Source organism: Streptomyces sp. NPDC006458 (assembly GCF_040612135.1).
Classification (GTDB): Bacteria; Actinomycetota; Actinomycetes; order Streptomycetales; family Streptomycetaceae; genus Streptomyces.
On the sequence record NZ_JBEXPR010000020.1, the window covers coordinates 146,939 to 169,906 of the forward strand.

General features: G+C 72.1%; 15 protein-coding genes and 1 rRNA gene. 12 read left to right on the plus strand and 4 right to left on the minus strand.

All coding sequences use genetic code 11. The annotated features are described in order from the left end of the window. The first annotated feature begins 13 nt into the window (after positions 1-13). Both ABZZ79_RS26310 and ABZZ79_RS26315 read left to right on the plus strand, forming a co-directional pair. Entirely contained in the window at positions 14-4,126 is a 4,113-nt protein-coding gene (locus ABZZ79_RS26310) for a serine protease (protein ID WP_356692638.1), read from the plus strand. 130 nt (positions 4,127-4,256) lie between these two features. After that, the gene (locus ABZZ79_RS26315) at positions 4,257-5,204 is read left to right on the plus strand and encodes a bifunctional riboflavin kinase/FAD synthetase (protein ID WP_356692640.1); all 948 of its coding nucleotides are present in this window, start codon (positions 4,257-4,259) and stop codon (positions 5,202-5,204) included. A gap of 70 nt (positions 5,205-5,274) precedes the next feature. On the opposite strand, the gene ABZZ79_RS26320 is transcribed toward ABZZ79_RS26315, so the two are convergent. Further along, entirely contained in the window at positions 5,275-9,195 is a 3,921-nt protein-coding gene (locus tag ABZZ79_RS26320; RefSeq protein ID WP_356692678.1) for an SCO5717 family growth-regulating ATPase, read from the minus strand. A 426-nt stretch (positions 9,196-9,621) separates the two neighbouring features. Between ABZZ79_RS26320 and ABZZ79_RS26325 the strand changes: the two genes are divergently transcribed. Continuing rightward, on the plus strand, positions 9,622-11,163 hold the full coding sequence (locus tag ABZZ79_RS26325) for a PQQ-binding-like beta-propeller repeat protein (protein WP_356692642.1): 1,542 nt from the start codon (positions 9,622-9,624) through the stop codon (positions 11,161-11,163). A gap of 381 nt (positions 11,164-11,544) precedes the next feature. Here the strand turns inward: ABZZ79_RS26325 and ABZZ79_RS26330 are convergent, their stop codons facing one another. After that, on the minus strand, positions 11,545-11,832 hold the full coding sequence (locus ABZZ79_RS26330) for a DUF397 domain-containing protein (protein WP_356692644.1): 288 nt from the start codon (positions 11,830-11,832) through the stop codon (positions 11,545-11,547). A gap of 277 nt (positions 11,833-12,109) precedes the next feature. Between ABZZ79_RS26330 and rpsO the strand changes: the two genes are divergently transcribed. From rpsO to ABZZ79_RS26355, 5 genes are all read left to right on the plus strand, one after another. Beyond that, positions 12,110-12,397, plus strand: coding sequence for a 30S ribosomal protein S15 (rpsO, locus tag ABZZ79_RS26335; RefSeq protein ID WP_356692646.1), 288 nt, complete (start codon positions 12,110-12,112; stop codon positions 12,395-12,397). 324 nt (positions 12,398-12,721) lie between these two features. Beyond that, on the plus strand, positions 12,722-14,938 hold the full coding sequence (locus ABZZ79_RS26340; protein WP_356692648.1) for a polyribonucleotide nucleotidyltransferase: 2,217 nt from the start codon (positions 12,722-12,724) through the stop codon (positions 14,936-14,938). Continuing rightward, entirely contained in the window at positions 14,935-16,314 is a 1,380-nt protein-coding gene (locus ABZZ79_RS26345) for a pitrilysin family protein (RefSeq protein ID WP_356692650.1), read from the plus strand. The genes ABZZ79_RS26340 and ABZZ79_RS26345 overlap by 4 nt, the downstream gene beginning before the upstream one ends. A gap of 43 nt (positions 16,315-16,357) precedes the next feature. After that, a complete protein-coding gene (gene dapB / locus ABZZ79_RS26350; RefSeq protein WP_356692652.1) occupies positions 16,358-17,110 on the plus strand; it encodes a 4-hydroxy-tetrahydrodipicolinate reductase in 753 nt (250 codons plus the stop codon). A gap of 10 nt (positions 17,111-17,120) precedes the next feature. Then, positions 17,121-17,576, plus strand: a complete 456-nt coding sequence (locus ABZZ79_RS26355; RefSeq protein ID WP_356692654.1) for a hypothetical protein — start codon at positions 17,121-17,123, stop codon at positions 17,574-17,576. Between the two features lie 81 nt (positions 17,577-17,657). On the opposite strand, the gene ABZZ79_RS26360 is transcribed toward ABZZ79_RS26355, so the two are convergent. Both ABZZ79_RS26360 and ABZZ79_RS26365 read right to left on the minus strand, forming a co-directional pair. Continuing rightward, entirely contained in the window at positions 17,658-18,212 is a 555-nt protein-coding gene (locus ABZZ79_RS26360; protein WP_356692656.1) for a hypothetical protein, read from the minus strand. A 91-nt stretch (positions 18,213-18,303) separates the two neighbouring features. Next, positions 18,304-18,489, minus strand: coding sequence for a hypothetical protein (locus ABZZ79_RS26365; protein WP_356692658.1), 186 nt, complete (start codon positions 18,487-18,489; stop codon positions 18,304-18,306). 192 nt (positions 18,490-18,681) lie between these two features. Between ABZZ79_RS26365 and thyX the strand changes: the two genes are divergently transcribed. The 4 genes from thyX to ABZZ79_RS26385 form a co-directional block, all read left to right on the plus strand. Further along, positions 18,682-19,422 carry an FAD-dependent thymidylate synthase gene (gene thyX / locus ABZZ79_RS26370; protein ID WP_356692660.1) on the plus strand — a complete coding sequence of 247 codons (741 nt, stop codon included), beginning with the start codon at positions 18,682-18,684 and terminating at the stop codon, positions 19,420-19,422. A gap of 210 nt (positions 19,423-19,632) precedes the next feature. After that, on the plus strand, positions 19,633-20,532 hold the full coding sequence (gene dapA / locus ABZZ79_RS26375; protein WP_356692662.1) for a 4-hydroxy-tetrahydrodipicolinate synthase: 900 nt from the start codon (positions 19,633-19,635) through the stop codon (positions 20,530-20,532). Between the two features lie 160 nt (positions 20,533-20,692). After that, positions 20,693-22,378 carry a ribonuclease J gene (locus ABZZ79_RS26380; protein WP_356692664.1) on the plus strand — a complete coding sequence of 562 codons (1,686 nt, stop codon included), beginning with the start codon at positions 20,693-20,695 and terminating at the stop codon, positions 22,376-22,378. A gap of 500 nt (positions 22,379-22,878) precedes the next feature. After that, positions 22,879-22,968 (plus strand): 16S ribosomal RNA (locus ABZZ79_RS26385); the annotation flags it as partial.

Genomic DNA, 22,968 nt, shown 5'->3' on the forward strand with positions numbered 1-22,968 from the left:
GGGAGGTTCGGCCATGGCGGCAGGGGGCCGGCGGGCCGACACCACGCCGGACGGGACGCCTCGGGGCGTGGCGCGGGGTGAGTCGGACACGACGCCTTGTGAGCCGTACGGCGGTGACGGGCAGGCGCCGCCGCCTCCCGGAACCGCCCGTGACGACGTTCTCGTCCAGGTGCACGACCTCGCCGGACGGCCGCGCGGCCTCGGCTTCCTCGCCGACCACCACGGCACCCTGATCACCAGTCACGAGGCCGTCGACGGCCTGCGCCGCCTCGTCCTGCGCGCGGCCGGGGGCCGCTCCTGTGTGGTCGCCGCCGAGGCCGTCACGCCGCTGCCCGCGCTGGACCTGGCCCTCGTCCGCACCCAGGGGCTCGGCGTGGACCCGCTTCCCGTGACCGCGCGGGACCGTGTCGACGCCGGGACGTACGTACGGCTCGCCGCGGGCTGCTGGCGCGAGGCCCGGGTACTGGGTGCGACCCGTGCGACGTACACGGCCACGGACCGCTTCCACGCCCTGGGCGACGCCCTGGAGCTCGCGATCGGCACCGCGGGCCGGGACGCGCTGCGGCTCGGCGGGGGAGCGGCCGGCGGGCCTGTGCTGGACGCCGCGACCGGCACGGTGATCGGCGTACTGGGCACGGCCCTGCGGCGCGAGGGCCGGGACGCGGGCTTCGCGGTCGCGCTGCGTCCTGCCCCGGACGGTCCGCTCGCCGACGTCCTCGCCCGCAACGCGGCCACCGTGCCCGCCTACGGCACCGACCTCAACCTCGCGGGCGTCCTCGAACTCACCGCCACCTCCGTCGGCTCCGACGGTCCGCCCGCCGCGCTCGCGGGCCACGCGGGCGGCCCCGGCGACACCGACACGACCGAACCCGTCGAACGGGCCGCCACGGCGGCGGAGTTCGCCGCGTTCGCCCACGGCCCCGCCGTCGTCCTCGGCCTCGTCGGGGCACCCGGCAGCGGCCGGACGACGGAACTGGCGGCCCTCGCCGCCCGTCGGCACCGGGGCCCCGAACCGGCCCCCACCCTGTGGCTGCGGGGCGCCGACCTGCGCGACACGGACACCTCGGTGGCTGACGCCGTGCGCCGCACCCTGACCCGGGCCGTCCGCATCCTGCACGCCTCCGCCACCGGCCTCACCGCCGGCCTCGACGACACCACCCCCGAACACCTGGCCCGCGCCGCCCGATCGGCCGGCCGGCCCCTGCTGCTCCTCCTGGACGGTCCCGAGGAGATGCCGCCCGTCCTGGCCCACTGGCTGCCCGCCTGGACCGAGGGCACCGCCGAGTGGCTGCGGGAGACCGGCGCACGGCTGGTCGTGGCGTGCCGGGCGGAGTACTGGGAGAGCGCGGGGGCGGAGTTTCCGCCGGAGCTGTTGCATGGTGCCGGTGCCGGTGCCGGTGCCGGTGCCGGTGCCGGTGGGGGTGGGTGTGCGAGTGCGGGTGCCGGTGGGGGTGGGTGTGCGAGTGCGGGTGCCGGTGGGGGTGGGTGTGCGAGTGCGGGTGCCGGTGGGGGTGCGGGTGTGGGTGGGGGCGCGGATGCCGGGGGGCCGTCCGGTGACGCTGGCTCTGGGTCGCCGTCCGCCGGCCCGGCTGGGAGTTTTGCTGCGGGCGCCGGGGGGTCGGAAATGGGCACTGGGAGTCTTGCTGCGGGGGAGGGAGGGTCTGAAGCGGGCGTCGGGAGCTTTGCCGCTGGCGCCAGGGGGTCCGAAGCGGGTGCCGGAAGGCCCGCTGCCGAAACTGGCAGGCCGCGCGCTGCCGAAACTGGCAGGCCGCGCGCCGCCGATACTGGCGGGCCGCCCGCTGCTGACACTGGCGGGCCGCTCGCCGCCGATACCGGCAGGACGCCCGCCGACGCCGACGCGCCGGCCCCCGCCCCCGACGAGCCCTCGCTCCCGCCCTGCCTCCGTCTCGGCGACCTGACCGCCGACGAGGCCCGTCGGGCCCGAGCGCGCTACGGCATCCCCGAAGGAGCCCTCGCCGAGGCCGACGCCCGGCACCCGCTCACCCTGCGCCTGCTGTCCGAGGTGCGGGCCGCGCTGCCCGACGCCCCGACCCCGAGAGTCGACCGGGACGACGTCCTCGCCGCCTGGCTCGACCTGATGTGCCTGCGCGTCGCCGTCCGGCTCGCCGCCGAGAACGGACTGCGCGGCACGGCCGTACGGCGTCTCGCGGCCCGTGTGGCCGGCCAGGTGCACGAGGCGGCCCGGCGCAGCCTCGGCCCCGGACAGGGCGAACTGGACCGCGCGTCCTTCGAGGCGGTCTTCCCTTGGGGCCCCGCCCCCGCCCGGCTCGGCGGCGGCACCGGCTGGGCCTCCGCCGTGCTCACCGAGGGACTGCTCGTGCCGGCGGGCGGCGGCTACCGCTTCGCCCACGAGGAACTCGCGGACTGGATCCAGGGCACCCACCTCGACCTCGACGAGGCCCTGCGCGCCCTGGTGCACCGCCGCCGCAGCCCGCACACCGCCCACCCCGTCCCGGTCCCGCACCACCGCGTCGGACCCGTCGTCCAGGCCCTGCTGTTCCTCGCCCGCCAGCACGGAACGGGCCGGCTCGCCGCGACACTCGACGAGTTGGCCCACGCCCTGGACGCGGACCCGGACTCCTGGTGGCCCGCCCGGCTGTTCACCGAGGTCCTGCTCCGGGTGCCGGACGCCACGCCGTACACGCCGGTGCTGCGGCTGCTCGCCGACACCGTCGTGGACTGGCGACGTCAAGGACGGCCCGTGTCACGGGAGTTCGGCCCCGGCTTCTGGACCGCGCTGCGGCTGGCCGACACCGACCGCCTCGACCTGCTGCGCCGCCTGGTCCTCGCGGACCCCGCCCCGGCCGAGCACGACAGCGGCACCGGCGACCGGTACCTGGACGCGACCGCACGGCTGCTCGCCGCCGACGCCACCGCCGTACAGCCGCAGCTGATCCGGTGGTTCGACGACGAACGGCCGCTGCCCGCGACCCCGCACGCCACCGTCGCGCGGGCCGCGCAGGCGCTGCTGCACACGCACCGGCACCGGGCGCTGGACGACCTCACCGAGGTGCTCGTCGACGCCGCGCACCGACGCGGTGACGAACTGCTGGCCGTACTGGCGGAGGACGAGCCGTCGGCGGTGTGCCGGGCCGTCGACCGATGGGCGCACGACGAACGCCCCGCACGGCGGGTCGCGGCCGTCACCTACGGCCTCGCCGCCGCCCCGCACGTCCGTACCGACGCCGACCGCGCCCTGCTGCGCTACGCCGCCCTCGCCCTGCTCACCCGTCCCGCCGACAGCACCCTGCACGGCGGCGCGCTCGGCCTGCTCGTCCGCGACCCCCGCACCCGCGCCCAGCATCTCCCGCAGGCCCTCGGCCACTTCGCCGCGGGCGACCCCCACCTGCCGCCAAGCGCGCTCCTCGCCGCGCTGAACACCCACCCGGAGGTGGTGCTCGCGGCGTTCCGGGCCCGCCTGGGGGCCGAAGACGAGGGCCCCTACGCCGTCCCGCCCGCTGCCGAACGCGAGCTCTCCCACGCCGCCCGCCCCGTCCCACGCCATCCGCCCGCCGATGTCGGAGAATCCCTTCGCGCCCTCGCCGACGTCACCACCCCCGGCCCCGCCCGCCGGGTGGCCGCGCTGGTGCGGGACGTCGTGGAGCGGCGGCCCGAGACCGCCGGCCACTTCGCCGCGTACGCGGACCGGCGGCTCGACCAGGGCCCCGAGGCGCGCCCGGTGCTGCTGCCGCTGCTCACCGGGCTCCTGGACAACGGCCCCGAGCCGGTGCGGGCCGCCCTCGCCGGGGTGATCGCGACGCCCGGGAACCCCGCCTCCCGCCCGCTGCGCGCCGAGCTGTGCGAGTACCTGCTGGCCCGTGAGCGCGACCCGGCCGTGCTGGACGCCCTGCTGCGCGCCGCGGCCCCGCACGGTGGCGACGGCCTGCGCGACCTCGTCCACCGCCTCGGCCTGCTGTTCGTGCGCACCCCCGAGGGCGCCACCCGCTACGACCGCGCCCTGGTCGACCTGGGCCGCCATCTGCCCGGCTTCGCCACGCAGGTCACCGGCTGGCTGACCGACGCTCCCCAGGACTGGTCGGGCGTGGTCGGGCCCGCCACCAGACGCATGATCGAGAACCTCGCGGGCGCCGTCGTACCCGCATGATCACCTTTCGTCACGTGCGAACCGTCACAGGATCGATGCCGATGCCTGCCGAGGCGACCCGGCATGGCACCCTTAGACCTGCATAAGAAGCATCCGTAAGAGTCAGACACGGGTTCGAGGAGCGGTCACAGTGCAGCGCTGGCGTGGCTTGGAGGACATCCCCCAGGACTGGGGGCGCAGCGTCGTCACCATCGGCTCCTACGACGGAGTCCACCGCGGGCATCAACTCATCATCAAGCATGCCGTGGACCGGGCCCGCGAACTGGGCTCGCCCACGGTGGTCGTCACCTTCGACCCGCACCCCAGCGAGGTCGTCCGTCCCGGCAGCCATCCGCCGCTGCTCGCCCCGCACCACCGCCGCGCCGAACTCATCGCGGAACTGGGCGTGGACGCGGTGCTGATCCTGCCGTTCACGGCCGAGTTCTCGAAGTTGTCGCCCGCCGACTTCGTCGCCAAGGTGCTGGTCGACAAGCTGCACGCGAAGGCCGTCGTCGAAGGCCCCAACTTCCGCTTCGGGCACAAGGCCGCCGGTGACGTGGCCTTCCTGGCCGAGCAGGGCCGGACGTTCGACTTCGAGGTCGAGATCGTCGACCTGTACGTCAGCGGCAGCGCGGGCGGCGGCGAGGCCTTCTCCTCGTCCCTGACCCGGCGTCTGGTCGCCGAGGGCGACGTCGAGGGCGCGGGCGAGATCCTGGGCCGCCCGCACCGCGTGGAGGGTGTCGTCGTGCGCGGCGCGCAGCGCGGCCGCGAACTGGGCTTCCCGACGGCCAACGTCGAGACGCTCCCGCACACCGCCATCCCGGCCGACGGCGTCTACGCGGGCTGGCTGCACGTCGAGGGCGAGGCCATGCCGGCCGCGATCTCCGTCGGCACCAACCCGCAGTTCGACGGCACCGAGCGCACGGTCGAGGCGTACGCCATCGACCGCGTCGGGCTCGACCTGTACGGCCTGCACGTCGCCGTCGACTTCCTGTCCTTCGTGCGCGGCCAGGCCAAGTTCGACTCCCTGGAGGGCCTGCTGGAGCAGATGGCGGCCGATGTGAAGAAGTGCAGGGAGCTGATCGCCGCCGCGGAGTGACATCCGCTCCCCACACGCCGAAGGGCGGCCGGTGCCTCGCGGGGCACCGGCCGCCCTTCGGCTTTCCGGCCTACTGCTGCGGCTGGGGCGGGTACGGCTGCCCCGGCTGCTGCGGCGGATACTGCTCCCCCTGCGGGCCTGCCTGCGGTGGGTAGGGCTGTTGCTGCTGCCCCGCCTGCGGCGGGTAGGGCTGGCCCGGCTGCGGCTGCGGCTGCTGTTGCTGTTGCGGGTACGGCTGGGCGTACGGCTGTCCGGGCTGGGGCGCCTGGGGAGCCTGAGGTGCCTGAGGTGCTTGCGGCTGATGCGGCTGCTGCGGGGCGTAGGGCTGGCCCGGCTGGGGTGCCTGCGCCTGCTGCGGGTACGCGCCGCCCGCCGCGGGCTGCTGGGGTACCTGCTGCGGGTACGGCTGCTGTCCGGGCAGGGGCCCGCCCGGCATCGGCGGGGCGGCGACCGGCGGCGGGTTGCCGTCGTTGGTCCACAGCCCGTGCGCCTGCTGGTGCCGGGTGAAGTCCTCGGCGACCATCGCCGCGAGGTTGAAGTACGCCTCCCGCACCTTCGGCCGCATCATGTCGAGGTCGACCTCCGCACCGGCCGCCAGGTGCTCGTCGAACGGCACCACGACGACACCGCGGCAGCGGGTCTCGAAGTGCGCCACGATGTCGTCGACCTTGATCATCTTGCCGGTCTCGCGGACTCCGGAGATGACCGTGATGGAACGCGACACCAGGTCGGCGTACCCGTGCGCGGACAGCCAGTCCAGCGTGGTGCTGGCGCTGGAGGCACCGTCCACGGAGGGCGTCGAGATGATGATGAGCTGGTCGGCGAGGTCCAGCACCCCGCGCATGGCGCTGTAGAGCAGACCGGTGCCCGAGTCCGTGAGGATGATCGGGTACTGCTTGCCCAGCACGTCGATCGCGCGCCGGTAGTCCTCGTCGTTGAACGTCGTGGACACGGCCGGATCGACGTCGTTGGCGATGATCTCCAGGCCGGACGACGCCTGGGAGGTGAACCGCCGGATGTCCATGTACGAGTTGAGGTACGGGATCGCCTGCACCAGGTCGCGGATCGTCGCCCCGGTCTCCCGCCGCACGCGGCGCCCGAGCGTACCGGCGTCCGGGTTGGCGTCGATCGCCAGGATCTTGTCCTGACGCTCGCTGGCGAGCGTGGAGCCGAGCGCGGTGGTGGTCGTCGTCTTGCCGACACCGCCCTTGAGGCTGATGACCGCGATCCGGTAGCAGGACAGCACCGGGGTGCGGATCAGGTGCAACTTGCGCTGCCGCTCGGCCTCTTCCTTCTTCCCGCCGATCTTGAACCGGGAGGGCGCGGAGGCCGGGCGGCCGCTCTTCGCCTTCTGCCGCTTGTTGTTGAGCAGCCGGTCCGAGGACAGCTCCACGGCGGCGGTGTAACCGAGCGGCGCGGCACCGGGGTTGGTGGGCTGCCGCTGGTCGTGCTGGATGGGCTGCGGCCAGGCGGCACCGGCGCGGGGGTCGGCGGGGGCCTGGGGGTGCGGCGGCTGGGCGGGGTGCGGCTGGGGCTGTTCCTGCGGCTGTTGGGGCTGTTGGGGCTGCGGCTGTTCCTGGGGGGTGTAGGCCTGGGCCTGCTGGGGGATCGGGGCCTGGGGCGCCTGCGGAGCGGGGGGCTGCTGAGGCGTGTCCGCCGGGGCGGGGGCCTGGGCCTGCGCCGGGGCCTGCGGGAAGCCGTACCCGCCGGGCTGGGCGGCGTGGTCGGGCACCGGCGCACCGGGCGGGGGGAAGCCGTAGCCGGCCTGGGGACCGGTGGGGGAGGAGGGGGCCGGCTGCGGGGGTGCCTGCGGGGCGGGCTGCTGGGCCGCGGGCACGGGGATGCCGGGCTGCGGGAAGCCGTAACCGCCCTGGGCGCCGGCCGCGGGCGGCTGCGGGAAGCCGTAGCCGGGCTGGGGTGCGGCGGGCGGCTGGTTCCATCCGGCGGGCGCGGCCTGCGGCGCCTGCGGCTGGAACGGCGGCTGCTGGGCGGGCACGCCAGGCTGGTCCTGCGCGGCGGCGGGGCGCGGCGGCGCGGGCTGCGGAGGTACGGCGGGCTGGGCCTGGGGCTGGGCGTGGGGCTGGACCTGCGGTTGGGCGGGCCACTGCGCGGCCGGCGCGGGGGCGGCGGGCTGGTACGGCGGAGGCGGCGCGGGAGCCCACTCGGGCGGCGAGATGCCGGGGACGCCTGCGGGGATGCTCGGGGCGGCCTGCTGAGGCGTGGCGTCCTGCGGCGCGCTGTCCTGGGGGGCGTCCTGCGGGGTGGCGTCCTGGGGGACCGCGTCCGACGGCTCGGGCTCGGTGGGTGCCGCGTCCGCGGGGACGGCGTCGATGGGCTCGCTGTCCTCGGAGCCCAGGGCGTCTTCGGCGTCCTCGACGCGGTGGTCCAGGGGCGCGGCGTCCGCGGGTTCGGCGTACGGCGGGGTGTCCTGCGGCTCGTCCTCGGCCCCGGCGGGGGCGGGCGGCGTCTCCGAGACCGCCTCGGCGGCGAAGACAGGCTCGTCGACCGGAGCGTCGCCGTCGCCGTCGCCGTCGGTGTCCGTGGCAGTGTCGGTGACGGCCTCGGTCTCGGGGTCGGTCTCAGCCTCGGGTCCGGGCCCGGAGTCGGCGAGTTCGGTGTCGTCTCCCTCGCTCTCCTTGACGTCCGTGTCCTGATCGCCGTAGGAGAGACGGTTGTTCAAGAGGTCGCCACCCGAAGGGGCGTCGCTGGCAGGACCGTCGCTCGCAGGGCTGTCGTCGGAAACGCTGTCGTCGGAGGCACCGGCGTTCGAAAGACCGGCGTCCGAAAGGCCGGCGTCCGAAGGACCGACGTTCTCCTCGCGCTCCGGCGACGCCTCGTCCGTCACCTCCCGAGACGGCTCCGCCTCGCCGACCTCTGCGGCGTCGGGCTCGGCCTCGGGGGCGCGTTCCGCGATCTCCCGCCTCAGGGCGGCGGCGGAGAAGCGCATGGTGGCGCCGCTCTCCAGATCCCCGTTGCCGGTGTCGCCGGACTCCTTCTCCTCCGGCTCCTCGGCAGACGCCGGGGAGCCGCTCTGGGCGAGGCTCGGCAGCGCGTTCGGTGACGCGGCGTCAGCCTCGGGCGCCTCGGTTGCCTTGGGCGCGCCCGGCTGCGGCTGCGGCTCGAAACCGCTCCCGACGGGAAGCCGGGGCACGGCGATCGGGCTCCCGGTCGGCGGGGGAAACGCCCCGGCTCCCTCCGGCACGGGCGGCGCGTACGGCCCGCCGGGCGCGGGAGCGGGCGGCGCGGGGAACGCGGCACCCGGAGCGGGGGGCGTGTACGGCGCACGGGGCGCGGGCGAGGCAGCGGCGGGAGGAGCAAGGGGCGCTCCCGGCTCAGGCGAGGCACCCGCGGGCGGCGTGAAGGGCGCCCCAGGCGCAGGAGCGGGAGGCGTGAAAGGAGCCCCCGGCGCGGGCGGCGTGAAGGGAGCACCAGACGCGGGCGCGGGCGGCGTGAAGGGAGCCCCCGGCGCGGGTGCAGGAGCAGGAGGCGTGAACGGCGCCCCCGGAGCAACGGCGGGCGGTGTGAACGGCCCCCCGGGCACCGGCGGCACAGGCGCCACCGGCGGAACCGAAGCCGCACCGAACCCAGCCCCGGACCCGGCATCGCCGCCGTTCCCGGCACCGCCCGCGCCCTGCGCCCCTGTACTCCCGGACGCAACGGCCCCCGGCTCGCTGCCCTGCGCCCCCGTACTCCCGGAGGCCACGGCCCCCGGCTCGCTGCCCTGCGGCACGGCCGAAGCCGCCGTACCGGCCACGTCCACCGCGTCACCGCCCGCCGCATCTTCCGCGTCCGGCGAGGCAGGCGAACTCGCCGCGTCCCCGGCCGCGTTCTGCGTGTACCAGGCAGGCGGCGCGTAGTCGAGGGTGAACTCGCCCGTCGTCTCGACGGCGGACGCCGCGTCGGGCTGGTCGTCGCCGGGCGTCGCCCAGCCCCCGCGGATCCCGTCCCGATCGCTGCTCACAGTTCCTCCTGGTGTGGTCGGTACCCGCATGCCGTGCCGGGGCGACCATGTCTCGTCTTCCGAAGCCTTCGAGGTCGTGTCCGAGGTCGTCCGATCCACCGGTTCTCCCCCTGGGGCGCCGACGCCCGGTCCACGGGTCTGGCGTCACGCCCGGACCCAGCCTAATCACCGCCTGCCGCACCCCGGCAGGCCCGTCCACCCCTGAGCACCTGACCACTGCGTCACAGCCTGCCCACCGATTCCGTACCCACCCCGGGGCACAGTGGACGAACCCGGTGAACAAAGCGGTCGATATCCGTGAACATCCCGAACATCGTGAACTTCCCCGGCCCGCACCGGTATTGACGCCCGAGCCGCCGTACCCACCCCGTGCCCACCACCGGCGGGCGGGCATAGTAAGGGGTTGATCATCCCCCGCCCACTTCCCCAACCACCCATAGAAAAGGACCTTTTCGCGTGAGCTTCGGCCCACCCCCGTCCATCTACACACAATCCGCACTGACCGCCGAGCAGCAGCAGAGCAAGCGCCGCAGGAAGCGTGTGCTCGGCGGGCTCTCCGTCGTCCTGGCCCTGGTGCTTGGCGTGGGCGGCTGGCTCTGGTGGGGCAGCGGCGGCGACCCGGGGCCCGACGACCCCAAGGCACCGGCCGCCGCCGGCGGTGGCCGCCTCGACGTGCGCGAGACGGTCGAGAAGCGGCCCGCCAACCAGCGCGGCGTCATGGGCTTCCGCTTCTCCGCCGACGACATGGCCCCCGGCGAGCGTCACGAGATGCCCGGCACCTGGGCCACCGACAAGATCCTTGCCAAGGGCATCAACCGCAGCCTGATCGGCTTCCGCATCGGCAAGGACGTGGCCGTCGGCGACGAGGAGTGGAAGCTCCGCCTCGACGGCCCGATCTGCGGCGTCACCCGCGATGTGACCGGCGAAAACCGTACGGCCGTGCTGTCCAGGGAGAGCGAGGACGCGAGCGCGCTGTGCAACCAGGTCGTCTTCGTCGACCTGGACGACGGCAGGAAGGTGTGGCAGCGCGAGGTCCCGGTCTCCAAGCTCGGCACCGGCAAGGGCAGCCCGAAGGAGAGCGGCGGCGGCCAGGACACGCCGGGCGTCGCCCTCGCCCACGGCACCGTGGCCGTCACCTGGGGCGGCGGCACCGACGCCTACTCCATGGACACCGGCAAGACCCGCTGGAGCGTCGAGTCCGACTCCGCGGACAAGTGCGAGCACCACGGCGCCGCGGGCGGCATTGGTCTGGTCGTGCGCCTCCAGTGCTGGACCGGCGACACGTACGACGGCCTCACGTACAAGGTGCGCGGCCTCGACCCGGACACGGGCGCGACCCGATGGACGTACAAGGTGGACGCGGGCATCCAGGACGTGCGCGTGCTGTCCACCGAGCCTCCCGTGCTCGCCGTCGCGGCCGCCGACATCGGCATCACGCACATCCTCGCCCTGGACGAGAAGGGCAAGCACCGCACCACCATCACACTGGCCACCGACGCCTACGTCGCGGAGTGCGCCGACGAGACCGATCTGCTCGCCACCGACGACTGCCCGACCGTCGTGGTCGGCGACGGACAGGTCTTCCTCACCACCTCCGAGCAGGGCGACACGATCCACAACTACAACTGGATCGTCGGCTTCGACCTGAGGACCGGGCGTACGACGGAGAAGTTCGAGTCGGGCCGCAACGCGCTGCTGCACCCGCTGCGGATGAGCGGCGACAAGCTCCTGGCCCTGCGCGACAGCAGCGACCACATCACGCCCATGGGCCTGGTCGCCCTCGACCCGCGCACCGGCGAGGAGTCGACCTACCTCTACTTCGACCTGCCCACCGAGGGCTGGACGCTCACCTCGACGGAACTGGCACACATCATCGTCGAGCACGGCCGCGTCTTCTTCGCCGCAAGGTCCGCCAGCGCCCCCGACAACGGGGACGGCAGCAAGTCCTGGGTCTGGCTGACCGTCGGCATCGAACCCGACGCGGCCCGCAAGAGGTAACCGCGCACGGGGTGGGGAGCCCCGCTTCCCACCCGCACGCGCGCGTGCGCTCACCGGCCGTACCGGCTCCGCGGCGGAGCTGAGACCCCATCCCGGCACGCAGGCACGCAGGCACGCAGGCACGCAGGCACGCACGCGCGTGCGCTCAAGCCCGGCCTCGCCCGGAGCCACGCGTGCTCACCCGGCCCTCGCCCGGAGCCGCGCGTGCGCTCAGGCCTGGCTCCGACCCGGAGCGGCGGCTCACCCTCGGGCCCTTGCCCGGAGCCGCGCGTGCGCTCAGCCCCGGCCCTCGCCCGGAGCCGCGCGTGCGCTCAGCCCCGGCCCTCGCCCGGAGCCGCGCGTGCGCTCAGCCCCGCCCCTCGCCCGGAGCCGCGCGTGCGCTCAGCCCCGGCCCTCGCCCGGAGCCGGCTCCAGATCGAACTCCCCGTCCCGCGCGCCCAGCACGAACGCCCGCCATTCCGCCTCCGTGTAGCGCAGCACGGTGGCGTGGTCGAGCGACGACCGCATGGCCACGGCCCCGCCGGGCAGATATGCGATCTCGACGCGCTCCTCATGGCCCTCGGTGCCCGGCGCGCTCTGCCACTCGACGCCGGAGATGTCGAGGGCGTACAGCTCGTCGCGCTCGCGCTCCTTGCGTGCCTTCACGGCCGCGTCCACTTCCTCCGCCATGCCGAGGCGCCCCTTTCCGACGTGCCTGTGATCCCGCAGGTCACCCTAGTGGCCGTACGCGCGCGTGGAGGGCGGTTCCCGGCCCCCGGCACAGACGCCCGCCGCCGGCTGGTACTCTGGGTGACGGCCGTTTGTGTACGCGCCCCTGGAATCCGTCGGCGTGTCCGGCGTTCCGGTGGCCGCGCCCAGCGGATCCCGCCTCCAGAGTTATGGAAGCTCCCTCGAGACGAAGACCGGGGGCACTCGGAGGCCTCACGAAGACCCATGAGGAGTACGCGTGTCGCTCGACGCCGCTACGAAGAAGCAGATCATCGCCGAGTTCGGTACCAAGGAGGGCGACACCGGCTCCCCCGAGGTCCAGGTCGCCATGCTGTCGCGTCGGATCTCCGACCTGACCGAGCACCTCAAGGCCCACAAGCACGACCACCACTCCCGCCGTGGTCTGCTGATCCTGGTCGGTCAGCGCCGTCGCCTGCTGCAGTACCTGGCGAAGAAGGACATCCAGCGCTTCCGTGCGCTGGTCGACCGCCTGGGCATCCGCCGCGGTGCGGCGGGCGCCAAGTAACACGCCTCGAAGGGAGCGGTTCCCGGAAAGATCGGGACCGCTCCCTTTGCCGTACGTCCGGAAACGTGCGGACTGTCACTACCCCTTTGTAGTGTGGTAGCACAACGCAATACGGACGACACGGCACAACAAAGAAGACGACACAGCTCAACAAAGAAGAGGAGAGGCGCACCAAGCCGCCGCCGGTCCTCGGTAGTGGCCCCCGGGGGGAAGCGAGCCCCGGGTGCTTCGATCGAAGACCGGCCCGCACCGCACGGAGCGCTTCTCCACCATCGTCCCCCTGCCACACGGGCAGCCCGGGACGAAGACGAGGAGAAATTGCTGGTGGAGAACGAGACCCACTACGCCGAGGCCGTCATCGACAACGGCTCCTTCGGCACCCGCACCATCCGCTTCGAGACGGGCCGCCTGGCCAAGCAGGCCGCCGGCTCCGCCGTCGCGTACCTGGACGACGACACCATGGTGCTGTCGGCCACCACCGCTTCCAAGAACCCCAAGGACCAGCTCGACTTCTTCCCCCTCACGGTGGACGTCGAGGAGCGGATGTACGCCGCCGGCAAGATCCCCGGCAGCTTCTTCCGCCGTGAGGGCCGTCCCTCCGAGGACGCGATCCTCACCTGTCGTCTGATCGACCGTCCGCTGCGCCCGTCCTTCAGGAAGGGCCTGCGCAACGAGATCCAGGTCGTCGCGACGATCATGGCCCTCAACCCCGACCACCTGTACGACGTCGTGGCGATCAACGCCGCGTCCGCGTCCACGCAGCTGGCCGGTCTGCCCTTCTCCGGCCCGATCGGCGGCGTCCGCGTCGCGCTGATCCGCGGTCAGTGGGTGGCCTTCCCGACGCACACCGAGCTCGAGGACGCCGTCTTCGACATGGTCGTCGCGGGCCGCGTCCTGGAGGACGGCGACGTCGCGATCATGATGGTCGAGGCCGAGGCCACCGACAAGACCATCCAGCTGGTCGAGGGCGGCGCCGAGGCGCCGACCGAGGAGGTCGTCGCCGCCGGTCTGGACGCCGCGAAGCCCTTCATCAAGGTGCTCTGCAAGGCCCAGGCCGACCTCGCCGCCAAGGCCGCCAAGCCGACCGGTGAGTTCCCCGTCTTCCTCGACTACCAGGACGACGTCCTGGAGGCGCTGTCCGCCGCCGTCCGCCCGGAGCTGACCTCCGCGCTGACCATCGCGGGCAAGCAGGACCGCGAGGCCGAGCTGGACCGCGTCAAGGCGCTCGCCGCCGAGAAGCTCCTGCCGGAGTTCGAGGGCCGCGAGAAGGAGATCTCCGCCGCGTACCGCTCCCTGACCAAGCAGCTCGTCCGCGAGCGCGTGATCAAGGAGAAGAAGCGCATCGACGGCCGTGGCGTCACGGACATCCGTACGCTCGCCGCCGAGGTCGAGGCCATCCCGCGCGTGCACGGCTCGGCGCTGTTCGAGCGTGGCGAGACCCAGATCCTGGGCGTCACCACCCTCAACATGCTCCGTATGGAGCAGCAGCTGGACACCCTCTCCCCGGTGACCCGCAAGCGCTACATGCACAACTACAACTTCCCGCCGTACTCCGTCGGCGAGACCGGTCGCGTGGGCTCCCCCAAGCGCCGCGAGATCGGCCACGGCGCCCTCGCCGAGCGCGCCATCGTGCCGGTCCTGCCGAGCCGCGAGGACTTCCCCTACGCGATCCGCCAGGTGTCCGAGGCCCTCGGCTCCAACGGCTCGACGTCCATGGGCTCGGTCTGCGCCTCCACCATGTCGCTGCTGAACGCCGGTGTGCCCCTCAAGGCCCCCGTCGCCGGTATCGCCATGGGCCTGATCTCCCAGGAGATCAACGGCGAGACGCACTACGTCGCCCTCACCGACATCCTCGGTGCGGAGGACGCCTTCGGCGACATGGACTTCAAGGTCGCCGGCACCAAGGAGTTCGTGACCGCCCTCCAGCTCGACACCAAGCTGGACGGCATCCCGGCCTCGGTCCTCGCCGCCGCCCTGAAGCAGGCCCGCGACGCGCGTCTCCACATCCTCGACGTGATGATGGAGGCCATCGACCGGCCCGACGAGATGTCCCCGAACGCACCGCGGATCATCACCGTGAAGATCCCGGTCGACAAGATCGGTGAGGTCATCGGCCCCAAGGGCAAGATGATCAACCAGATCCAGGAGGACACGGGCGCCGAGATCACCATCGAGGACGACGGCACGATCTACATCGGTGCCGCCGACGGCCCGGCCGCCGAGGCCGCCCGCGCCACGATCAACGGCATCGCCAACCCGACGATGCCCGAGGTCGGCGAGCGCTACCTGGGCACGGTCGTGAAGACGACCACCTTCGGCGCGTTCGTCTCCCTGCTCCCCGGCAAGGACGGTCTGCTGCACATCTCGCAGATCCGCAAGCTGGCCGGCGGCAAGCGCGTGGAGAACGTCGAGGACGTCCTCGGTGTGGGCCAGAAGGTCCAGGTCGAGATCGCCGAGATCGACTCCCGCGGCAAGCTCTCCCTCATCCCCGTGGTCGAGGGCGAGGAAGGCTCTGACGACAAGGACGACACCGACAAGTGACGTCTCGTAGCACCACGGCGACGGCCCGCACCTCCTCGGAGGCGCGGGCCGTCGCCCGTACCCAAACCCTGATCAAGGGCGTCAACGGCATCGGCACGGTGCGCAAGACGACCCTGCCCGGCGGCCTGCGCATCGTCACCGAGACCCTGCCTTCGGTCCGTTCCGCCACCTTCGGCATCTGGGCCCACGTCGGCTCCCGCGACGAGACCCCGGCCCTGAACGGCGCCACGCACTACCTGGAGCACCTGCTCTTCAAGGGCACCACCCGGCGCAGCGCACTGGACATCTCCTCCGCGCTCGACGCCGTCGGCGGCGAGATGAACGCCTTCACGGCCAAGGAGTACACGTGTTACTACGCGCGTGTGCTCGACACGGACCTGCCGCTCGCCATAGACGTGGTCTGCGACATGCTGACCGGCTCCCTCATCCTGGAGGAGGACGTCAACGTCGAGCGGGGCGCGATCCTCGAAGAGATCGCCATGACCGAGGACGACCCGGGCGACTGTGTGCACGACCTGTTCGCGCACACCATGTTCGGCGACAACCCCCTCGGCCGCCCGGTCCTCGGCACGGTCGACACGGTCAACGCCCTCAGCGCCGACCGCATCCGCCGCTTCTACAAGAAGCACTACGACCCCACGCACCTGGTCGTGGCCTGCGCGGGCAACATCGACCACAACAAGGTCGTACGACAGGTCCGCGCGGCCTTCGACAAGGCGGGCGCCTTCAAGGACTTCGACGCCCAGCCCATCGCCCCGCGCGACGGCCGGCGCGCCATCCGCACCGCGGGCCGCGTCGACCTCCTCGGCCGCAAGACCGAGCAGGCGCACGTCGTCCTCGGCATGCCGGGCCTGGCCCGCACCGACGACCGCCGCTGGGCCCTCGGCGTGCTCAACACCGCCCTCGGCGGCGGTATGTCCTCCCGCCTGTTCCAGGAGGTCCGCGAGAAGCGCGGCCTGGCCTACAGCGTGTACTCCTACACGTCCGGCTTCGCCGACTGCGGCCTGTTCGGCGTGTACGCCGGCTGCCGCCCCTCGCAGGTGCACGACGTGCTGAAGATCTGCCGCGACGAACTCGACCACGTCGCCCGGCACGGTCTGACCGACGAGGAGATCGGGCGTGCCATCGGTCAGCTGCGCGGCTCCACCGTCCTCGGCCTGGAGGACACCGGCGCGCTGATGAACCGCATCGGCAAGAGCGAGCTGTGCTGGGGCGAGCAGATGTCGGTCGACGACATGCTCGCCCGGATCGGCGCGGTGACCCCGGACGACGTCCGCGACATCGCCGGCGCCATCCTGGGACAGCGGCCCTCGCTGTCGGTCATCGGCCCGCTCAAGGACAAACAGGCGGCCCGACTGCACGACGCCGTGGCCTGACCCTGTCCGCCTCCGGAACATCCGACGTTAGGAAGCAACTGAGATGAGCAAGCTGCGCGTGGCGGTCCTCGGCGCCAAGGGCCGGATCGGCTCCGAGGCGGTACGGGCGGTCGAGGCCGCCGAGGACATGGAGCTGGTCGCCGCCCTCGGCCGCGGCGACCAGCTGGAGACGCTCGCGGAGACCGGCGCCCAGGTGGCCGTCGAGCTGACCACGCCGGACTCGGTGATGGCCAACCTGGAGTACTGCGTCGGGCACGGCATCCACGCCGTCGTCGGTACGACGGGCTGGACCGAGGACCGTCTCGCACAGCTGAACGGCTGGCTCGCCGACTCCCCGGCGACGGGTGTGCTGATCGCCCCGAACTTCTCCATCGGGGCCGTCCTGACCATGAAGTTCGCGCAGATCGCCGCGCCGTACTTCGAGTCGGTCGAGGTCGTCGAGCTGCACCACCCGAAGAAGGTCGACGCCCCCTCCGGCACCGCCACCCGCACCGCACAGCTCATCGCCGAGGCCCGCGCCAAGGCGGGCACGGCCCCGGCGCCGGACGCCACGGAGACGGCCCTGGACGGCGCGCGGGGCGCGGACGTCGACGGCATCCCCGTCCACTCCGTCCGCCTGCGCGGCCTGCTGGCCCACCAGGAGGTCCTGCTGGGCGGCGAGGGCGAGACCCTGACCGTCCGCCACGACTCCCTGCACCACAGCAGCTTCATGCCGGGCATCCTGCTGGGCGCCCGCCGGGTGGTGACGACTCCGGGTCTGACCTTCGGCCTGGAGCACTTCCTGGACCTGGGCTGAGGAATCACCGATGCGCGCGAAGCTCTCCTACGCCGTCACGGCAGCCGTCCTGGTCGTCTACTTCGTCCTGGCCGGCAGCCGTGGCGTGATGCTCATCCGGTCCGGCACGCTCCTCACCGTCACCTTCGGCGTGGCGGTGCTGATCCTGCCGGTCATCGGCGTGTGGTTCCTGTGGAAGAACACCCAGTTCGTCCGCAGGGCCAACGCCCTCGCCGCCGAACTCGACGCCGAGGGCGGCCTGCCCGTGGACGAGCTCCGGCGCACGCCCAGCGGTCGTGTCGACCGGGACTCCGCCGACGAGGTGTTCGCCCGCCGCAAGGCCGAGACGGAGGCCGCCCCGGAGGACTGGCGGACCTGGTTCCGGCTGGCCGTCGCCTACCACGACGCCCGCGACACCCCGCGCGCCCGCAGGGCGATGCAGCGCGCCATCGCCCTGCACGACGGCCGCGCCGTCCAGGCGGCCTGAACGCCGTACGCCGAAGGGGCCGGCCCGCGTCCACCGCGGGCCGGCCCCTTCACGCGTGTCGGCCGGTGACGGCCGCCGGGCTCAGCCCCGCCGGTACTCCGCGGCCCACGCCTCGATCGTGTCGGCCGCGCGGTCGAAGGCCGCGAAGCGGCCGAGGAAGTCGGCGTTGTGCGTGGTCATCAACGGCGGCAGATCGGAGGCGGCCCGCTCCCGCAGGGCCGGCACGAGCGCCTGGCCCTGCACGGTGCGGGGCAGACCGAGCCAGCGCACCGGCTGCTGCACCGTGCGAACCGAGTCGACCCGGTTCCAGCCGATCGTGCGCGTGGCGAAGAAACTCACCAGGCGTAGCCCGCGGGCGCTCACCCAGACGCCCATCCGCAGCAGCCGCAGGGCCCCGACGATGATCGCCAGGGCGATGCCGAAGACGACGCCCGCGCCGCCGAACGTTCCGGTCAGCGCGATGATGACCGCCGCGAACAGCACGAACGAGGCGAGCATCAGGCAGACCGCAGCCGCGCCCACCCGCCAGGGACCGGGCCGGTAGGGGCGCCGCCAACGGTCGCGGTCGTCGAAGGGCAGCGCGACATCGTCAGCCGCCTCGAAGGCACGGTCGGCCGTCAGGAAGGGCAGGGGCACGGCTGGTCCTCACTCGATCCACGCAGGGGCAGTGCCCGGTGAGGCTATCGACCCCGGTCCACCCTCACCACCCTCGGGGGGCCGGATGGGGTCAGCGGGCCTGTGCGGCCTGGGACTGCCGCGTCCCGTCGGCGTGCTCGATCGACAGCGCCGGCATACCGAGGACCACGGCACCCACCAGCGCGCCGACGATCGTGGCCCCCAGCAGCCAGCGCCCGGCTATCTCCCTGGCCGAGGCCCGCTGCCGGGCCGGGGTAGCGACATTGCTGTGGAACATCGGGGTGCGGTTCCTTTCGGGACAGTTCGAACGAATCACGCTCACCGGTACAGACGAGCGAGAGTCGCGGAAGGTGCCCGCTTCTCCGCAATTCGCAGAACTCCGCCCGGACCCGGACCGAACACCCGGCTGTCAGTGCGGAGCCGTAGAGTGGGCGCCGCCCAGAGAAGTGATGGAAGGACCCCCCGAGCCGTGACCGACACCCCCGTCGACGATCTCAAGCCCAGTTTCCGCAGTGACGTCACCGTCGAGCTGGTCAAGCACAGCGTGGCCGACTCCGACGTGCTGTGGGCCGCCCGTGTCTCCACCACCGGCGAGCAGTCCCTGGAGGAGCTGCAGCAGGACCCCGCGCGTTCCAAGGGCCTGATCAACTACCTGATGCGGGACCGGCACGGCAGCCCCTTCGAGCACAACTCGATGACCTTCTTCATCAGCGCCCCGATCTTCGTGTTCCGCGAGTTCATGCGGCACCGCGTGGGCTGGTCCTACAACGAGGAGAGCGGGCGCTACCGGGAGCTCCAGCCCGTGTTCTACGTCCCCGACGACTCCCGCAAGCTGGTCCAGGAGGGCCGCCCGGGCAAGTACCAGTTCGTCGAGGGCACCCAGGCGCAGCAGGAGCTCACCGGCCGCGTCATGGAGGACTCGTACCGCCAGGCCTACGAGGCCTACCAGGAGATGCTCGCCGCGGGCGTCGCCCGTGAGGTCGCCCGAGCCGTGCTCCCCGTCGGCCTGTTCTCCTCGATGTACGCCACCTGCAACGCCCGGTCGCTGATGCACTTCCTCGGCCTGCGCACGCAGCACGAGCTGGCCAGGGTGCCGTCCTTCCCGCAGCGCGAGATCGAGATGGTGGGCGAGAAGATGGAAGCCGAGTGGGAGAGGCTGATGCCGCTCACCCACGCGGCCTTCAACGCCAACGGCCGCGTGGCCCCGTAACGCACACGGTTTCCCCGTCCGGCACAGATGTACGGATCAGCCGCACGAAGTGTCCGTATTGCGGCATTTGGAGAAGTTCATCTAGCCTGATCAAACGGACCCGGCACTGCTTGAACCCCCGAGCAGGCAGTGCCGGGCTCCGCCTTTGTCATGACTTTTCGCTCCCCCCGAGGGCAGACCGCGCCTTGAGCAACGAGTAGCGTGTAACCCATGGCTCCGACCTCCACTCCGCAGACCCCCTTCGGGCGGGTCCTCACCGCCATGGTCACGCCGTTCACGGCGGACGGCGCACTCGACCTCGACGGCGCACAGCGGCTCGCTACCCACCTGGTGGACGCAGGCAACGACGGCCTGGTCATCAACGGCACCACCGGTGAGTCCCCGACCACCAGCGACGCGGAGAAATCGGACCTCGTACGAGCCGTACTGGAGGCGGTCGGCGACCGCGCCCACATCGTGGCCGGAGTCGGCACCAACGACACCCACCACAGCGTCGAGCTGGCCAAGGCCGCCGAGAAGACGGGCGCCCACGGCCTCCTGGTCGTCACCCCGTACTACAACAAGCCCCCGCAGGAGGGCCTGTACCGGCACTTCACGACCCTCGCCGACGCCACCGAGCTGCCGGTCATGCTCTACGACATCCCCGGCCGCAGCGGCGTCCCGATCGACACCGAGACGCTCGTCCGCCTCGCGCAGCACCCGAGGATCGTCGCGAACAAGGACGCCAAGGGCGACCTCGGCCGCGCCAGCTGGGCCATCGCCCGCTCCGGCCTCGCCTGGTACTCCGGCGACGACATGCTCAACCTGCCCCTGCTCTCCGTGGGCGGGGTCGGCTTCGTCTCCGTCGTGGGCCATGTCGTCACCCCCGACCTGCGCACCCTGGTCGAGGCCTACACGTCGGGCGACGTACAGAAGGCCACGGAGATCCACCAGAAGCTGCTCCCCGTCTACACCGGCATGTTCCGCACCCAGGGCGTCATGACCACCAAGGCCGCGCTCGCCCTCCAGGGCCTGCCCGCCGGCCCGCTGCGCGCCCCCATGGTCGAGTGCTCGCCGGAAGAGGTGGCCCAGCTCAAGATCGATCTTGCCGCCGGCGGGGTACAGCTCTGACAACGGACTTCGCGGAACCACACCGCGCGCAAAGACTTCACAACTGAATAGCGGGCCACCGGTGCCCGCACCCGACATCGCAACGACAACTGCTTCTGCACGAACGTCACGCGCGCCACGTGCCTCACCGGTACGTGGCGCGCGTGGTGAGGAGAGTCTTTTGAGTCATCCGCACCCTGAACTCAGCCCGCCCCCGCCGCTTCCCGAAGGCGGCCTACGGGTCACCCCGCTCGGCGGCCTCGGCGAGATCGGCCGAAACATGACGGTCTTCGAGTACGGCGGCCGCCTGCTGATCGTCGACTGTGGAGTGCTCTTCCCCGAGGAGGAGCAGCCCGGAATCGACCTGATCCTGCCGGACTTCTCGTCCATCCGGGACCGCCTCGACGACATCGAGGGCATCGTCCTGACCCATGGCCACGAGGACCACATCGGCGGCGTGCCCTTCCTGCTGCGCGAGAAGCCGGACATCCCGCTGATCGGCTCCAAGCTGACCCTCGCCCTGATCGAGGCCAAGCTCCAGGAGCACCGCATCCGCCCCTACACCCTCGAAGTGGCCGAGGGACAGCGCGAGCGCGTCGGCCCCTTCGACTGCGAGTTCATCGCGGTCAACCACTCCATCCCGGACGCCCTGGCCGTCGCGATCCGCACCCCGGCCGGCATGGTGGTCCACACGGGCGACTTCAAGATGGACCAGCTCCCGCTGGACAACCGCCTCACGGACCTGCACGCCTTCGCCCGGCTGAGCGAGGAGGGCATCGACCTCCTGCTCAGCGACTCCACCAACGCCGAGGTCCCGGGCTTCACCGCGCACGAGCGCGACATCTCCAACGTGCTGCGCCAGGTCTTCGGCGGCGCCCGCAAGCGCATCATCGTGGCGAGCTTCGCCAGTCACGTGCACCGCATCCAGCAGATCCTGGACGCCGCCCACGAGTACGGTCGCCGCGTCGCCTTCGTGGGCCGCTCGATGGTCCGCAACATGGGCATCGCCCGTGACCTGGGCTACCTCAAGGTCCCGCCGGGCCTGGTCGTGGACGTCAAGACCCTCGACGACCTCCCGGACCACCAGGTGGTGCTGGTGTGCACGGGCTCCCAGGGCGAACCGATGGCCGCCCTGTCCCGCATGGCCAACCGCGACCACCAGATCCGCATCGTCGAGGGCGACACGGTCATCCTCGCCTCGTCGCTCATCCCGGGCAACGAGAACGCGGTCTACCGCGTGATCAACGGCCTCACCCGCTGGGGCGCCAACGTCGTCCACAAGGGCAACGCCAAGGTCCATGTCTCGGGTCACGCCTCGGCCGGCGAGCTGCTGTACTTCTACAACATCTGCCGCCCGAGGAACCTCATGCCGGTTCACGGCGAGTGGCGCCACCTCCGGGCGAACGCCGAGCTGGGCGCCATGACCGGTGTCCCGCACGACCGCATCGTCATCGCCGAGGACGGCATCGCCGTCGACCTCATCGAGGGCAAGGCCAAGATCTCGGGCAAAGTCCAGGCGGGTTACGTCTACGTCGACGGCCTCTCCGTCGGCGATGTGGGCGAGCCGGCCCTCAAGGACCGCAAGATCCTCGGCGACGAGGGCATCATCTCGGTCTTCGTGGTGATCGACTCCTCCACCGGGAAGATCACCGGCGGCCCGCACATCCAGGCCCGTGGCTCCGGCATCGAGGACTCCGCCTTCGGGGACGTCATCCCGAAGATCACGGAGATTCTGGAGCGCTCGGCCCAGGACGGCGTGGTGGAGCCCCACCAGCTCCAGCAGCTGATCCGCCGCACCCTCGGCAAGTGGGTCTCCGACTCGTATCGGCGCAGGCCGATGATCCTGCCGGTCGTCGTCGAGGTCTGACCCCCGACGGCCCACCGAAAGCGCCAAGTTGGAGCGGGGCGCCTCGATTTGCATCGGGGCGCCCCGCTCCAGTACGTTTACGGCTCCACCGCGAAGGGAACCCGAGCGCCTTGTGCGCCCGACATCGTGTCCCGGAGGGGGTGGGAATTCCGACTCAGAATCTCTGATAAAGTCGGAGCCGCCGGAAAGGGAAACGCGGAAGCGAAACCCTGGAAAGCACCGAGGAAATCGGATCGGAAAAAGATCTGATAGAGTCGGAAACGCAAGACCGAAGGGAAGCGCCCGGAGGAAAGCCCGAGAGGGTGAGTACAAAGGAAGCGTCCGTTCCTTGAGAACTCAACAGCGTGCCAAAAGTCAACGCCAGATATGTTGATACCCCGTCTCCAGCATCAGCTGGGACGAGGTTCCTTTGAAATAACACAGCGAGGACGCTGTGTGCGAGAGGATTATTCCTCCTCTCGCACCGCTCTCGTGGTGTTCAACCGGATTACCGGTAAACATTCACGGAGAGTTTGATCCTGGCTCAGGACGAACGCTGGCGGCGTGCTTAACACATGCAAGTCGAACGATGAAGCCCTTCGGGGTGGATT